At 65.7% G+C, this 13707-nt stretch carries 13 protein-coding genes; 7 read left to right on the forward strand and 6 right to left on the reverse strand.

Annotated features, from left to right (window positions below; all coding sequences use genetic code 11):
- Window positions 1-162, forward strand: a 162-nt coding sequence (locus GSQ79_RS29890) for a hypothetical protein (RefSeq protein ID WP_246725571.1), incomplete at its 5' end; no start/stop codon positions are given.
- A gap of 542 nt (window positions 163-704) precedes the next feature.
- Window positions 705-953 carry a hypothetical protein gene (locus GSQ79_RS25000; RefSeq protein ID WP_158811471.1) on the forward strand — a complete coding sequence of 83 codons (249 nt, stop codon included), beginning with the start codon at window positions 705-707 and terminating at the stop codon, window positions 951-953.
- Window positions 954-1110: 157 nt separating this feature from the next.
- Here the strand turns inward: GSQ79_RS25000 and GSQ79_RS25005 are convergent, their stop codons facing one another.
- From GSQ79_RS25005 to glmM, 6 genes are all read right to left on the reverse strand, one after another.
- Window positions 1111-1524, reverse strand: a complete 414-nt coding sequence (locus tag GSQ79_RS25005) for a DUF4345 domain-containing protein (protein ID WP_246725570.1) — start codon at window positions 1522-1524, stop codon at window positions 1111-1113.
- Window positions 1521-3107: a phosphoglycerate dehydrogenase gene (gene serA, locus GSQ79_RS25010; RefSeq protein WP_158811472.1), complete on the reverse strand. Its 1587-nt coding sequence runs from the start codon at window positions 3105-3107 to the stop codon at window positions 1521-1523. The genes GSQ79_RS25005 and serA overlap by 4 nt, the downstream gene beginning before the upstream one ends.
- A 191-nt stretch (window positions 3108-3298) precedes the next feature.
- On the reverse strand, window positions 3299-4468 hold the full coding sequence (locus GSQ79_RS25015) for a phosphoserine transaminase (RefSeq protein ID WP_158811473.1): 1170 nt from the start codon (window positions 4466-4468) through the stop codon (window positions 3299-3301).
- 103 nt (window positions 4469-4571) lie between these two features.
- Window positions 4572-5465, reverse strand: a complete 894-nt coding sequence (locus GSQ79_RS25020) for an outer membrane protein (RefSeq protein WP_158811474.1) — start codon at window positions 5463-5465, stop codon at window positions 4572-4574.
- A 190-nt stretch (window positions 5466-5655) separates the two neighbouring features.
- Window positions 5656-6495 (reverse strand): outer membrane protein, encoded by an 840-nt coding sequence (locus tag GSQ79_RS25025; RefSeq protein ID WP_158811475.1) that lies wholly within the window; start codon window positions 6493-6495, stop codon window positions 5656-5658.
- A 368-nt stretch (window positions 6496-6863) separates the two neighbouring features.
- A complete protein-coding gene (glmM, locus tag GSQ79_RS25030) occupies window positions 6864-8201 on the reverse strand; it encodes a phosphoglucosamine mutase (RefSeq protein ID WP_158811476.1) in 1338 nt (445 codons plus the stop codon).
- Window positions 8202-8509: 308 nt separating this feature from the next.
- Here glmM and GSQ79_RS25035 point away from each other — a divergent pair, with 308 nt between their 5' ends.
- The 5 genes from GSQ79_RS25035 (at window position 8510) to tilS (ending at window position 13668) form a co-directional block, all read left to right on the forward strand.
- Window positions 8510-9796 carry an SDR family oxidoreductase gene (locus GSQ79_RS25035; protein ID WP_158811477.1) on the forward strand — a complete coding sequence of 429 codons (1287 nt, stop codon included), beginning with the start codon at window positions 8510-8512 and terminating at the stop codon, window positions 9794-9796.
- The gene (locus GSQ79_RS25040; RefSeq protein WP_158811478.1) at window positions 9796-10266 is read left to right on the forward strand and encodes a DUF2269 domain-containing protein; all 471 of its coding nucleotides are present in this window, start codon (window positions 9796-9798) and stop codon (window positions 10264-10266) included. The genes GSQ79_RS25035 and GSQ79_RS25040 overlap by 1 nt, the downstream gene beginning before the upstream one ends.
- A gap of 188 nt (window positions 10267-10454) precedes the next feature.
- Window positions 10455-11231, forward strand: a complete 777-nt coding sequence (locus GSQ79_RS25045) for an AAA family ATPase (protein ID WP_158811479.1) — start codon at window positions 10455-10457, stop codon at window positions 11229-11231.
- 362 nt (window positions 11232-11593) lie between these two features.
- A complete protein-coding gene (gene ybgF / locus GSQ79_RS25050) occupies window positions 11594-12667 on the forward strand; it encodes a tol-pal system protein YbgF (protein WP_158811480.1) in 1074 nt (357 codons plus the stop codon).
- A gap of 8 nt (window positions 12668-12675) precedes the next feature.
- Window positions 12676-13668: a tRNA lysidine(34) synthetase TilS gene (gene tilS, locus GSQ79_RS25055; protein ID WP_158811481.1), complete on the forward strand. Its 993-nt coding sequence runs from the start codon at window positions 12676-12678 to the stop codon at window positions 13666-13668.
- Window positions 13669-13707: the final 39 nt, after the last annotated feature.

The raw sequence follows: 13707 nt of genomic DNA on the forward strand, positions 1-13707 counted from the left end.
ATCTGGAACATCGATTCCTTCGACCAGTGGGGCGTCGAACTCGGCAAGGAACTGGCGAGCCGGCTGGTGCCGATCGTTTCCGATGCCGCGGCCTCGACGAGAGAACTGGATTCATCGACGGCGGGGCTGATTGCGGGTTTGCGGGCGATGGAGCGGGGGTAACAGTCCGGTCGTACCGTTTCCGGAAGCATCCGCCATCTGCAGCGCGGTGCGTTTTGGGCGTTTCTGGAAACCGCACGTTCGTTACTGGCCATGTCAAAGCACTGGCGTGCCCGCGGGCGCGTCCAGTGGGAAATACGTTAGTGCCTCATCCCGGCATCGAAAACACGCATGCAGCCAGGGCTCAACTGGTCGTGTTTGGCCGCCATGCATGCGGTGATTTCCGCGCGATTTGGCACATATTTCCAGCATAATCGCATCGCGTCACCTCGGCAGGCTCGGCGTTGTTGCGCAAGATCGCTCTGCGCCGACGATGGCGTGACGACACAGAGCGCGGTGAGGGCTGCAAGAATGATCATTATACGCACGCTGTCGCTCCCATGAGACGTCGTGCAATCCAATATTGACGATACCACCAGATTAGCCTTGAACCGTCGCTGCCGCCAGTTGTAAAGCTTTGAAACCATGAGGTTATGGGGTTTGAGGCCAAGGCTATGCGAATAATTGCGGGTGTATTGAGTGCGCTTGTGTTGACGACAAGCTTTATGGCGGGGACAGCCGACGCGCTGCCGATCCAGCAAGATTTTCGTGATCCCGCGGCGATCATTCTTGTCGCGCAAGGGTGCGGGCCGGGTCGGTGGCGCGGGCCGTGGGGGCATTGCCGGGACACGCCCTATCGCGGACCGCTACCAAGCGGTGGCTATGCCTGCGGCCCCGGCTCATGGCGCGGCCCGTGGGGGCATTGCCGCAACACGCCCTACCACGGCAGGCTGCCGGGCGGCGGCTGGAAATAGATCAGACCCTTCGCGCGGCGCCGACGAAGCGCCGTGCCCGGCTCTGCAGCGCTTTCCGCTTTGGCGGACTCACCAAAGCGAGCAGAAACCGCTCTCTTCTCAAAAAGTAAGAGCATTGCCTCGATCACAAAAGTCTGCGGCTTTCGTGGAAAATGCGCTAACCGCCGGCCTTGTATCGTCGCGCCACCCGCCACTGCCACAGGCAGACGAGCGGCGTCACCACGAGTTCCATGCAGAGCCCGAAGATCATGCCGCCGCCGGGCACGCCCATGGCGATCAGCCCGATGAGCCGCATCAGGCCGCCGAGAAAGACGATGGCCGTCATCAGGCGGATGCGGGGCCCGCGGTGCTCGATCTGCGGAATGCACTCCCAGAAGGCGAGGCCGATGCCGAGCAGCAGGCCGGAAAGGTAGCGGATGTGGCTATCGATCGAGAGGCTGGCCACGGGGTCGCCGGTCATCGTCGAGCCGAGTAGGCCGCCCAGCATGCCGGCACCGACCGGGACGAAGCCAGCCAGCGCGATGGTAATCTGCAGCAGGCGACGCTCGAGACCGGCGGACAAAGCATTCAAAACCGAAGCACCTTCACCTGCGTGACATGACGCAAGGCTAGCACGCGCTTGAGAACCGCGTCCGGCACGATGCCGTCGACCTCCGCTAAGGCGACAGAGTTGCCCCCAGCGGAGTCCCGCCCGAGCGCGAAGGTCGCGATGTTGATTCCGGCGTCGCCAAGCAGGCTGGCGAAGCCGCCGACGAAGCCGGGGCGGTCCTGATTGGCGACATAGACCATCTGCGGGCCGAAGGGCGCATCGACCTTGATCGCATCGAGCGCGACGAGCCGCGGGCGACCGCCCTGGAACACCGTGCCGGCGAGGACCCGGGTGCCGCAGCCGCCACGCACCTCGAGGGTGATCAGCGAATCGTAGTCCGCATCGGCGCCGCCGAGAATTTCGTCGATGACGATGCCGCGTGCGCGCGCGACGCCGGGCGCCGAGACGACATTCACCTCCGTCAGCATCGGGCGCAGCAGGCCGGCGATCAGCGCTGCCGTCAGAGCCTTGGTGTTGAGCGCGGCCAGCTCGCCCTGATAGGTGATGGCGATACGCTCGATGCTGCTCTCTGCCAGTTGGCCGGCAAACGACCCGAGGTTTCCCGCCAGCGCGATGAAGGGCCGCAGCTTCGGCGCCTCCTCGGCGCTGATCGAGGGCACGTTGATCGCGTTGGAAATCGCGCCGCGCAGCAGAAAATCCGACATCTGCTCGGCGATCTGCAGCGCCACGTTCTCCTGTGCCTCGAGCGTCGAGGCGCCGAGATGCGGGGTGCAGACGACGTTGGGATGCGTGGTGAGCGGATTGCCCTCAGGGGGCTCCGCAGTGAACACGTCGAGCGCGGCGCCGGCGACATGGCCGCTATCGAGGCCGGCGAGCAGCGCTTGCTCGTTGATCAGGCCGCCGCGGGCGCAGTTGATGATGCGCACGCCGGGTTTGGTTTTTACGAGATTCTGTGCGGACAGAATGTCGCGCGTCTGCGCCGTCAGCGGCGTGTGCAAAGTGATGATGTCGGCGCGGGCGAGGAGGGCGTCGAGCTCGACTTTTTCGATGCCGAGCGCCACCGCGCGTTCCGGCGACAGGAAAGGGTCGAAGGCGATGACCCGCATGCGCAGGCCGATCGCGCGGTCGCAGACGATGGATCCGATGGTTCCACACCCAACCACGCCGAGACATTTGCCGGTTAGTTCGACGCCGAGAAATCGGTTCTTCTCCCAACCACCTGCGCGGGTCGAGGCGTCGGCGGCGGGGATCTGGCGTGCCAGCGCCAGCATCAGCGCGATCGTGTGTTCGGCTGTCGTGATGGAATTGCCGAAGGGCGTGTTCATCACGATCACGCCGCGCGTGGTGGCGGCGGCGACGTCGACGTTGTCGACCCCGATCCCAGCGCGACCGACCACCTTGAGTCGGGTGGTCAGGCCGAGCAGCTTGCTCGTGACCTTGGTGGCGGAGCGGATGGCGAGGCCGTCGTAGTCGCCGATCGCCGCGGCGAGCGCGTCCCTGTCCTTGCCGAGTTCCGGGCGGAAGTCGACATCGACGCCGCGATCGCCGAACAGGGCCACCGCGGCAGGCGAGAGGGCATCGGAGATGAGGACGCGGGGTGCCATGATCCAGCCTGGGACTCCCCTCCCCCTTGCGGGGAGGGGTTAGGGGTGGGGGTCAGGACGTACGTTTATCACGACGCGTAGCGTGATCTGGAGGCTTTTCTCGCGGCCGAGAAGGAACCGGGCCCTCCACTCCAGACCCCTCCCCGCAAGGGGGAGGAAATCGGGCGTCGGACCAGCTCGTGGCGGTGTTCTTAAGCCGCCATCGCCACCGCGCCGCGCACGGCGTGGAAGGCCCAGTCGAGCCACAGCGTCAGGGCCGCGACGTCGGACGTCTCGACGGTGGCGCCGCACCAGACCCGCAGGCCGGGAGGGGCGTCGCGATAGGCGCCGATGTCGAAGGCGATACCCTCGCGCTCGAGCAACTTGACGAAGGACTTGATGAACGCCGCCTGGCTCTGCTTCGAGCCGGCCGCGAACTCGCGGTCGACGATCGACAGGCAGACGCCGGTATTCGAGCGGGTCGCCGGATCCTTGGCCAAAAAGTCGACCCACGGGGTTTTCGCGACCCAGTCGGTCAGCACCTTGGCGTTGGCGTCGACGCGGGCGTGCAGCGCCGGCAGGCCGCCGAGACCTTTGGCCCAGCTCAGGGCGTCGAGGTAATCCTCCACGCAGAGCATAGACGGCGTGTTGATCGTCTCCCCTTCGAACAGGCTCGCGATCAGCTTGCCGTTCTCCGTCATGCGGAAGATTTTTGGCAGCGCGCGGTCGGGCTTGTAGGTTTCGAGCCGCTCGACGGCGCGGGGGCCGAGGATCAGCATGCCATGCGCGGCCTCGCCGCCCATCACCTTCTGCCAGGAGAAGGTGACGACATCGAGCTTGTCCCACGCCAAAGGCTGCGCGAAGGCGGCCGAGGTGGCGTCGCAGATGGTCAGGCCGGCGCGATTGGCCGGGATGAAGTCACCGTTCGGCACCTTCACGCCGGCGGCGGTGCCGTTCCAGGTGAAGATGACATCGTTGTCGAAATTGATCGCCGAGAGGTCGGGCAACTCGCCGTAGGGCGCCACGATGGTGCGGCCCGGCAGCTTCAGCTCTTCGAGCGTGTCGGTGACCCACTCCTTGCCGAAAGCTTCCCAGGCCAGCACTTCGACGTCGCGCGGGCCGAGCAGCGACCACATGGCCATCTCGACGGCGCCGGTATCCGACGCCGGGACGATGGCGATGCGATAGTCCTTCGGGACATCAAGCACTTCACGGGTGAGGTCGATGGCGCGCTTGAGCTTGCCTTTGCTGAGACCCGAGCGGTGCGAGCGGCCGAGGGCGGCCTGTTCCAGCGCTTGCAGGGACCAGCCCGGCCGCTTGGAGCAGGGGCCGGACGAAAAACGCGGATTGACCGGCCGCGCGCCGGGCTTTTGCATGTTCATATCTCTAGTCCATCCTTACAGATGAGCGCCTCCCGTTGGGGGGAGGTGTCCCGCCGATGAGGATGCCGGCGTTTTAGAGATTGGTCAAGCGGCGTCCCATGGCTCACTCATCAATCATGTAGCGCACGCCGGCGCGGATCTCGTTGGAGGATAGCGTTCCGCTCACACCCGGAATCTTGCCGAGATTGAGATAGCGATAGCCGATATCCAGCTTGGTGTGGTCGTAGATGTCGACCGCGAAGCCGGCCATCAGCGCATAGGCGAAGCTGTAGTAGGTGCCGCTGGCCGCACGGTCGTAATTCGGGGCGAAGGTCGTACCGAAGAACGCGTCCGTGTAGGTGATGTGATAGGCGGCGTTATTGGCCTGGGTGTAGGTCGCCGATGTCGAATAGTGCCCGAAGGCCAGTCCCGCGCCCGCGCCCACGTAGGGAGTCACGCCGTACCACGTACCGAGGTCGATATAGGCATTCAGCAAGACGTCGTAGCTGCTGAGCTTGCCGGTTTCGTTGGCGGTACAGCCGCCGCTCGCATAAGTCGGATTGTTGACGAGGAGGCCGGTCGCGGGGTCGGTCGGGTAGCTTACGGCAGTGGGGCAGAAAATTTTACCGCCGCCGGCCGTTGCGCTTGTTGAAATCGGTTTATGGAAATCGGCGATGAGGTCGGTTCGGAACCACTTGTTCAACTGGTAGCCGCCGCCAAGCGATGCATCATAACCGAGCGCCGATCCGTTGCCGAAAAGCGCGGTCGGAGCATTGGGTAGGGGCGAGGCGATGTTCGTGGGGAGGTTGGGTGCCGAGATCTGCATGGACGGCAATCGTGTCGCGCCGAGATCCCCACGGATATACCAGCCGCTGCCGAACTCGACCTTGTCCTCGGGAAACTGTTGCGAGCCGATGTAGGGCGCGTCGAGATCGGCGGCACGCGCGAGGCTCGGTGCGAGAGCGGGGCTCAGCAGGCCGAGCGTCAGGACGCTGAGGACGAAGTTTCGCTGCGACATGGGACCTTCCCGAAAGGCGCGACTCGGGGATGACCCCGAATTGCCGATAAGGAAGTGTCAACGATAAAGTTTAAGCGCCTCTTAACCACGATCGTATTTCGACGATTGTTGTTGTTGCCAAAACAAAAGGCGCCCACGTTGTCGTGGGCGCCTTGGTTCGACTGGTAAAGAACCGGTAAGAACTGTGGGATCAGTACTTGCGCACGATCGGATACTGGGCCGGCGGCGGCGGTGCGACATCGAAGCTGTAGCGGACGCCAAGCTTGATATCCTGCGAGGCCAGCTTGTAGTGCTGCACCTCGTTCGGGCAGGTGCCCTGGTCCTGGCAGACGATCGCGTTGGAGCTGACGTTGCCCATGTTGAGGTAGCGATAGCCGAGCTCGATCTTGGTGCTCGGCGTCACATTGAAGGCGACGCCGGTCATCAGCGCCCAGGCGAAGTTCGTCTGGCTCTTGGACTGGGAATAGCCGAAGCCGCCGGTCTGGCCCTGATCGACGATGCTCGACACCTTGACGTTGGCGACGCCGACGCCGGCGCCGATGTAAGGGGTCAGGCAGTACCAGGTGCCGAGATCGACGTAGCCGTTGACGAGGCCGGCGATGGTGCGGATCGAACCATTGTAGGTGTCGTTGAGGCGCGAGCCGTCCTGGGGCGTGTTGAAGAAGCCCTGGTTGTAGCTCTCGATGGCGCTGAAGTGCGCGCCGGTGCGGTACTCGCCGGTGACGTCGGCGCGAAAATAGTTGTTGAACTTGTAGCCGACGCCGAGGTCGATGAAGCCGGAGTCGTCGAGGTTATGCTGCTCGTAGCGCACGTCCGGCACGAACTCGTCGAAGGTCGAGGCGCGGGTGCGCAGGTCGCTGATGCCGATGCCGACATCGCCGCGGAGATAGAAGGCGCCGGAAAATTCGACCGGCACGTAGGCCGGTTCGACGGGCGGCGGTGGCGGCAGGAAAAGATCGGCCGCGTGCGCGGTCGACATCGCGGCAAGGCTCGCGATGCCAGCAATACAGAGAGCCTTGAAGCTGCCCATGGTGAAACGTCCCTTGTTCCGTTCCGGGCCACGCAGAGCGCCCGAAGCATCCAATGAAGGACAATCTGGCATCAACAGTTTAAAAGGACCTTAACCCTAGGATTTAACCTTAAGATTGCAACAGACGGCGTACGAATAAAGACTTTGGTAAGGAGTTGTTTCGTTTTGGGGCAGGTTTGGGCCTTGGGATCTTGCAAGCCGAGCCCTGAATCAGCCGTCGGCCTCCCTCCCCCTTGTGGGGAGGGGCAGGGGGGGGGCCCGGTGTTCTTCAATCCTCAGGAAGAGACGTCGATGCGGAGCGTTTCAACAGATCCGCAACGAACGGCGTGACCTCCACCCCCAGCCCCTCCCCACAAGGAGGAGGGGAGTCACGCCGCCGCCAGCGCCTCGCAGACGTCGTCGACCACCGATTCCACCAGCGCGAAATCGTCACCCTCGCCCATCACCCGCACCACCGGTTCGGTGCCCGAGAGCCGGATCACCAGCCGCCCGCCGCTGCCGAGCCGCACCCGCCCTTCGGCCACCACGCTGGCGATCTTCTCTTCCGGCAGGGCCCGGCCGCTCTCGAAGCGTACGTTTTTGAGCACCTGCGGCACGGGGTCGAAGCGATGGCACACTTCGCTCACCGGCCGGCCGCGCTTCTTCACCAGCGCCATCACCTGCAGCGCCGCCACCAGCCCGTCGCCGGTGGTGACGTAATCCGAGAGAATAATGTGGCCGCTCTGCTCGCCGCCGAGGTTGTAGCCGTGCTGGCGCATGTATTCGAGCACGTAGCGGTCGCCGACCGCCGTGCGCGCGAGCGACAGCCCGATCGACCCGAGGTAGCGCTCGAGCCCCAAATTCGACATCAGCGTCGCGACGATGCCGGGCTGCGACAGCTTGCCCTCTTCGTTCCAGTATTGTGCCACAGCGGCCATCAGCTGGTCGCCATCGACCACCGTGCCTTTTTCGTCGACGATCAGCACCCGGTCGGCGTCACCGTCCAGCGCGATGCCGATATCGGCGCGCATCTCGCGCACCTTTTTCACCAAAGCGTCCGGCGCCGTCGAGCCGACGCGGCGGTTGATGTTGAACCCGTCCGGCTCGACGCCGATCGCGAACACTTCCGCCCCGAGCTCCCACAGGGTTTCCGGCGCCACCTTGTAGGCCGCGCCATTGGCGCAATCCACCACGATGCGCAACCCGTCGAGGGTGAGGTTGCGCGGCAAGGTGTGCTTGGCGAATTCGATGTAGCGCGCCCGCACGTCGTCGACGCGCTTGGCGCGCCCAAGATTTTCCGGCTTCGCCAGCTTGAGCGGCAGGGCCTGGTCCATCAGGCCCTCGATTTTGAGCTCGATCTCGTCGGAGAGCTTGAACCCGTCCGGCCCGAACAGCTTGATGCCGTTGTCCTCGTACGGGTTGTGCGAGGCCGAGATCATGATGCCGACGTCCGCGCGCATCGAGCGGGTGAGCATGGCGACGGCCGGCGTCGGCATCGGGCCGAGCAGCAGCACGTCCATGCCGACGGAGGTGAAGCCGGCCTGCATCGCCGATTCGATCATGTAGCCGGAGAGCCGCGTGTCCTTGCCGATGACCACGCGATGGCGGTGCTCGCCGCGCTGGAACAGAATGCCGGTCGCCTGCGCCACCTTCATCGCCAGCTCCGGGGTGATCACCCCATTCGCCCTGCCGCGTATGCCGTCCGTGCCGAAGTGTTTGCGTGTCATGGGGGTGTGGGGACTCTGGGGTTGGGCGCGGGGCGTCGTCGTATAAGAATGCGTATATAGCGGAAATATCGATGTGTTGAAATGAACCGGTTTTCGTAGTGTTAACGCGTCATGTCTTCCCCATCGCGGGAGACGGAAAACCCGTCATGGCTGGGCGGTGCGCCCCGGATGCCCGGAACGAATTGGGCATGACAGGCCTCCTTTCTATTCAGAAGCAAGAGGCCGGGGTGAAGGAGCGCTAGGCCGCGATATCGCGGTCCGACAGCTCGGTCTAAGCTGACGCGTCTCCCTGTTCGGAATCAGCGGCAATGCGGATCATCGTCCTCGGCGGCTCGGGCTTGATCGGCTCGCATATCGTTGCGCGGCTGCTGACCGAGGGCCATCAGGTAATGGGCGTGGCGCGGGATGTCGTAGCGGCAGAACGGCGCTGCCCGGAGGCAGCCTGGGCGCGGGCCGATCTTGCGGCTACGCCGGTTGCGGCGTGGGTCGCGCTCTTGCGGGGCGTCGATGCCGTGGTGAACTGCGCCGGGGCGCTGCAGGACAGCCCGCATGACGATCTGCGCGGCGTCCATGTCGAAGGCGTCGCGCGGCTGATCGCGGCGTGCGGGCCGGCCGGCGTTGCGCGCTTCGTTCACATCTCGGCGGCCGGTGTCGCAGCCGACGGGCGCACCCCTTTCAGCCGCACCAAGGCCGAATCCGAGGCAACGATCCGCGCCAGCGATCTCGCCTGGATCATCCTGCGGCCGGGCCTGGTTCTGGCGCCCGCCGCCTTCGGCGGCACCGCGCTGCTGCGCGGGCTCGCGGCGATGCCGCTGGTGCCTGTGCTGTTTTCCGAGAGTCGGGTGCAGCTGATCGGCGTGGACGACGTCGCCGCCGCGGTGTTGCGTGCGCTGGCCGTGGACGCGCGGGTCCGCGTCAGCATCGACCTCGTACATGCCGAGATGTTCAGCCTTGCGGGCTTGGTGCGCGCGCTGCGCGGCTGGCTCGGTTTTAGGCCCGCGCGAGAGGTTTGGATACCAACGAGTGCCGCAGCCGTGGCGGCGCGGCTGGCCGATATGTTGGCGCTGCTCGGCTGGCGCAGCCCGATGCGCTCAACGACGCTCGATCAGCTGCGCGGCGGCATTTCCGGCGATGCCACTATGACCGCGCGATTGCTGGGGCGCGAGCCGCGGTCGTTGCATGCAATCCTTGTCGACGCGCCGGCCGGGGTGCAGGAGCGCTGGTTCGCCAAAAGCTATTTTCTGAAACCGCTCATGCTGACGGTGCTATTCGTGTTCTGGCTGCTGTCGGGCCTGATTGGGTTGACGTTCGGCCGCGCCGCCGCCGTGGCGGTGCTCGTCGGCGTCGATCCGCATCTCGCGCTTGGCGCGGTGGTCGGCGGTTCGCTGGTCGATATCGTCCTGGCGTTGGCGGTTGCGCACCGGCGTCTCGCGCCGCGTGCGCTGCAAGGCATGCTGGTGGTCTCCGCGGTCTATCTCGTCGGCGGCAGCATATTGCGCCCGGACCTGTGGCTCGATCCGCTCGGGTCGTTCCTGAAAACGGTGCCCGCGGCGCTGCTTGCGGCTTGCGCGCTGGCGCTGATGGACGAGCGCTGATGGACCTCTATACCTTGCTGAAGGTCGTGCATGTGATTGGCGCGATGGTGCTGTTCGGCACCGGCGTCGGTATCGCTTTCTTCATGCTGATGTCGCATCGCTCGGGCGACGTTCGCGTCATTGCCCATGTGGCTGGAATTGTCGTGATCGCCGATACGATCTTTACCGCGAACGCCGCGGTCCTTCAGCCGATCACCGGCGCCTGGCTGGCGCATCTCGCCGGCCTGCCGATGAAGCGCGGCTGGATCGGATTGAGCCTGATCCTCTATGCCGGCGTCGGCCTGTGCTGGCTGCCGGTCGTTTGGATCCAACTGCGGATGCGCGATCTTGCGCGAGAGGCCATGCGGACCGGGGCGCCCCTGCCGCTAGCCTATGTGCGTCTGTTTCGTATCTGGGTCGCGCTTGGGGTGCCGGCGTTCGCGGCGATGCTCGCGATCCTGGCGTTAATGGTGGTGAAGCCGGGGTTTTGATCCTTCGCCGATTGGCGATTTGGGGGCAGCTCGGACGCACCCCTTGCCACCAATCGCTTGGCCGATCCTCGCTCTCGGGATTGCGGGGAAGGACGCCGCGCAGCGGAGCCAGCTCCGCAAGGCCGGGCATGACGGCGGTCGGAAACGCTGGCACACTCAACCCTCATTCCTCCGATCGCGTGCGCAAAATGCCCCGCCGTCCCCTCAACCTTCCCGCCCCCTACCTCCGCCGCGTCTGGCTCGACCCGGCGCGCATCCCGCCGGGCGGGCGCGAAAAATATCCGTTCGGGCTACCGCTGTTTCCCGACGATTTCGAAATCGCCTTCGAAAAACCGATTACCATTCTGGTCGGCGAGAACGGGTCGGGGAAATCGACGTTTCTGGAAGCCTTGGCGGTGCTGGTCGGATTCGACGAGGCGGGCGGGGCGGCGGGGTATCGGCCGGTCGATCATAGCGACGCCGTGGAAGCGACCGGCGGGCAGCTCGCCCAAGCGCTGCGCGCGAGCTGGCTGCCCCGCATGAACACGGGCTGGTTTTTCAAAGCCGAAACCTTCTTTTCCGTGGCGCGCTATCTCGACCAGGCGGCCGCCGGCGCCGGGCCGCCGCCGGATTTCCTCTCGCACTCGCATGGCGAGGGATTTCTGCGCTTCTTCGAGGAGCGCTGCCGGCGCCAGGGCATCTACATTTTCGACGAACCGGAATCCGCGCTGTCGCCGTCGCGCCAGGTGGCGTTCCTCAAATTGCTGGGGCGGATGGAGCGGTCGGGCATCGCCCAGGTGATCCTGGCCACCCACGCAACGATCCTGATGGCCTATCCCGGCGCGACCTTGCTGGAGGTTTCGGCCCGCGGGTTTCAGCCGACGACGCTGGAGGACACCAGCCACTATAAGCTGATGCGCGCGTTTTCGCATGATGCGCACGGGTTCGTCGCGCGGGTGCTGCGCGATGAGGCGGAGGCGCCGTAACTACGACCGGGATTCTGGCAATGAAAGCGAGCTGCTTGAGGGATGATAATCCTGGGGGAGCATGAACACCCAAGCAGCTCTGGCCGCCGTGCGAGTTCTGGAGAACCGGGCGCAGCAGTTGAGTGGGATATTATCCCACAAGTGCGCGCGCGTCTACAAACCCGGGGTAGCGCGCCCGGCATGGTTGCGACTGCGGATCCGCCAGTCGTTTGCCGATCCTGCCGCTGGCCGTCGCCGAAATCGGATGCGCGGACCTCTGCCAGCAGGATCGCGTGCGGATCGGACATATTTCGCCAAAATCTGCCCGCTTTCCCCGGCTTTATGCTAGCGCTTGGCCGCTCTCGCCACGGGACTTTGTTCGGATGTTGTTTACGCGCCCCCTTGCCCTTGCCGCGCTCCTCCTGCCGCTCGCCGCCGGGCCGGTTTTTGCGCAGCAGGATTATGATCGGCCGCCGGCCGGTTATCAGGACGACCCCTCGGGCGGGGCCGGCTACCGCTACGGCGGGCCTAACAGCCCCTCGGGCGGCGGCGCGGATCTCGGCGATCCCGGCGCGGTGTCGGTGCGCGTCGGCAAGCTGGAGAGCCGCATCCGCGAGATGACCGGGCAGATCGAGGAGCTGCAGAACGCCAACCGCCGGCTCGTCGATCAGGTCACGAAATTCCAGGCCGATGTCGATTTTCGCCTGCAGGGCAAGGGTGGCGGCGCGCCGAGCAAGCACAGCGATGCGTCGGGCCTGAGCGGGGCGCCGATGGACGCCGACCCCGTGACGCCGCCGGCGAAACTCGCCGACAGCAAGGCGTTGCGTCGCGGCGACGCCTTCGATCCCGACGCCGCTCCGACGGCGCCCGGCGCGCCGAAGCCGATCGGTGCGGTGGCGGCGACGACGCCCGATGCCGGCGATGCGCCGATCGATCTTTCGGGCGGCCGCAACGTCGGGACGGGCTCGAGCAGCGCCATCGCGCCGACCCTGCAGCTGCCCTCCGCAACGACGCCGAAAAGCGCCGGCGGCACGGTGACGCCGAACGGCACCGTCATCGCCAGCATCGCCCCGAACTCGCCGAAGGAAGAGTTCGACGTCGCGCTCGGCTACTACAAGGACAAGCAGTATGAGGCGGCCGAAAAAGGCTTCACCGCGTTCATGACCAAGAATCCGAAGAGCAAGCTGAACGCCGACGCCACCTATTACCTCGGCGAGACCTATGCGCAGCGCGGCCGGCAGCGCGAGGCAGCCGAGCAGTATCTCAAAATCTCCACCGACTATGCGCAGTCGGCGCGGGCCCCCGAGGCGATGCTGCGGCTCGGCGTATCGCTGAAGGCTCTCGGCGCCAAGGAGCAGGCGTGTTCCGCCTTCACCGAGATCGGACGCAAGTATCCGGCGGCCCCGGCCTACGTGAAGACCGGCGCCGAGCGCGAGGCGAAGCGCGCGCAGTGTTGAGGTGAGGCATGGATGACGGCGAGCGCGTTTTCGCCGGCCTCGAAGATACGCCCTTGTTGCTCGCCGTCTCGGGCGGTCCGGATTCTCTGGCCCTGATGCATCTCGCCGCGCGATGGGGCGGCGCGCCTTTGCATGTCGCCACCGTCGACCACGGTCTGCGCGCAAATTCTGCCGCAGAGGCGGAAGGCGTTGCGATGGTGGCCAAAAGCCTCGGTCTCCCTCATGCGATCCTGCCGTGGCTGGGGCCAAAACCGCGCACCCGCATCCAGGAACGCGCCCGCGGTGCCCGCTATGCGCTGCTCGTCGCGCATGCCGAAAGGATCGGGGCAAAGCATATCCTCACCGCGCATCATGCCGACGACCAGGCGGAGACGGTGCTGTTCCGGCTCGGGCGCGGCAGCGGCATCGCCGGCTTGGCCGGCATGCGCCGTGAGACCCGACTGGCGCGGGGCCTCACCCTGGTGCGCCCGCTGCTGGGCCACACCAAGGCCGATCTGATCGCGATCTGCGTGGCGGCGGGCCAGGCCTTCGTCGACGATCCCTCCAACCATGATCCGGCCTACGCCCGGGGAACGCTGCGCGCCCAGGCGCCCGCCGCCCAAAAGCTCGGGCTCGATACGCTTGCCCTGACCCGCCTTGCCACGCGGATGGCGCGGGCCGACGAGGCGCTGGAGGCGGAAGCGCAGCGCTGTCTCGGTCTGCTCACCGTCACCAGCGACGCGACCGGCTTCGCGGCACCGCTCGCGCCGCTGGCGGAGGCCAAGCCCGAAATTCTCATCCGGGTGCTGCGCCATGCCATCGCCAGCGTCGCGCCGGCGGCCAAGACGCCGCGTCTCGACCGCCTGGAAACCTTGGGCGCGGCCATCGCCGCCGCCCTGCGTGCGCAGAAAGCCTATCGCGGAACGTTGAGCGGCACCCGCGTCACGCTGGAGCGCGACACTATGCTCACCATCGTCCCCGAGGCGGCCCGCCGCCGGGGGCGACCCGCGGTAGAGGCGTAAGGCAAGCCGCTGCCGTCATTAAGGCCGATTCCGCGACGA

It is taken from the genome of Beijerinckia sp. L45 (genome assembly GCF_009765775.1).
In the GTDB taxonomy this organism is placed as follows: domain Bacteria; phylum Pseudomonadota; class Alphaproteobacteria; order Rhizobiales; family Beijerinckiaceae; genus RH-AL1.

What these genes read in the sequence shown, in the direction of transcription:
- GSQ79_RS25000 (WP_158811471.1), top strand. Translation starts at nt 705, where the DNA reads ATGGCGGGGACAGCCGACGCGCTGCCGATCCAGCAAGATTTTCGTGAT.
- serA (WP_158811472.1), bottom strand. Translation starts at nt 3,107, where the DNA reads ATGGCACCCCGCGTCCTCATCTCCGATGCCCTCTCGCCTGCCGCGGTG.
- GSQ79_RS25015 (WP_158811473.1), bottom strand. Translation starts at nt 4,468, where the DNA reads ATGAACATGCAAAAGCCCGGCGCGCGGCCGGTCAATCCGCGTTTTTCG.
- GSQ79_RS25020 (WP_158811474.1), bottom strand. Translation starts at nt 5,465, where the DNA reads ATGTCGCAGCGAAACTTCGTCCTCAGCGTCCTGACGCTCGGCCTGCTG.
- GSQ79_RS25025 (WP_158811475.1), bottom strand. Translation starts at nt 6,495, where the DNA reads ATGGGCAGCTTCAAGGCTCTCTGTATTGCTGGCATCGCGAGCCTTGCC.
- glmM (WP_158811476.1), bottom strand. Translation starts at nt 8,201, where the DNA reads ATGACACGCAAACACTTCGGCACGGACGGCATACGCGGCAGGGCGAAT.
- GSQ79_RS25035 (WP_158811477.1), top strand. Translation starts at nt 8,510, where the DNA reads ATGCGGATCATCGTCCTCGGCGGCTCGGGCTTGATCGGCTCGCATATC.
- GSQ79_RS25040 (WP_158811478.1), top strand. Translation starts at nt 9,796, where the DNA reads ATGGACCTCTATACCTTGCTGAAGGTCGTGCATGTGATTGGCGCGATG.
- GSQ79_RS25045 (WP_158811479.1), top strand. Translation starts at nt 10,455, where the DNA reads ATGCCCCGCCGTCCCCTCAACCTTCCCGCCCCCTACCTCCGCCGCGTC.
- ybgF (WP_158811480.1), top strand. Translation starts at nt 11,594, where the DNA reads ATGTTGTTTACGCGCCCCCTTGCCCTTGCCGCGCTCCTCCTGCCGCTC.
- tilS (WP_158811481.1), top strand. Translation starts at nt 12,676, where the DNA reads ATGGATGACGGCGAGCGCGTTTTCGCCGGCCTCGAAGATACGCCCTTG.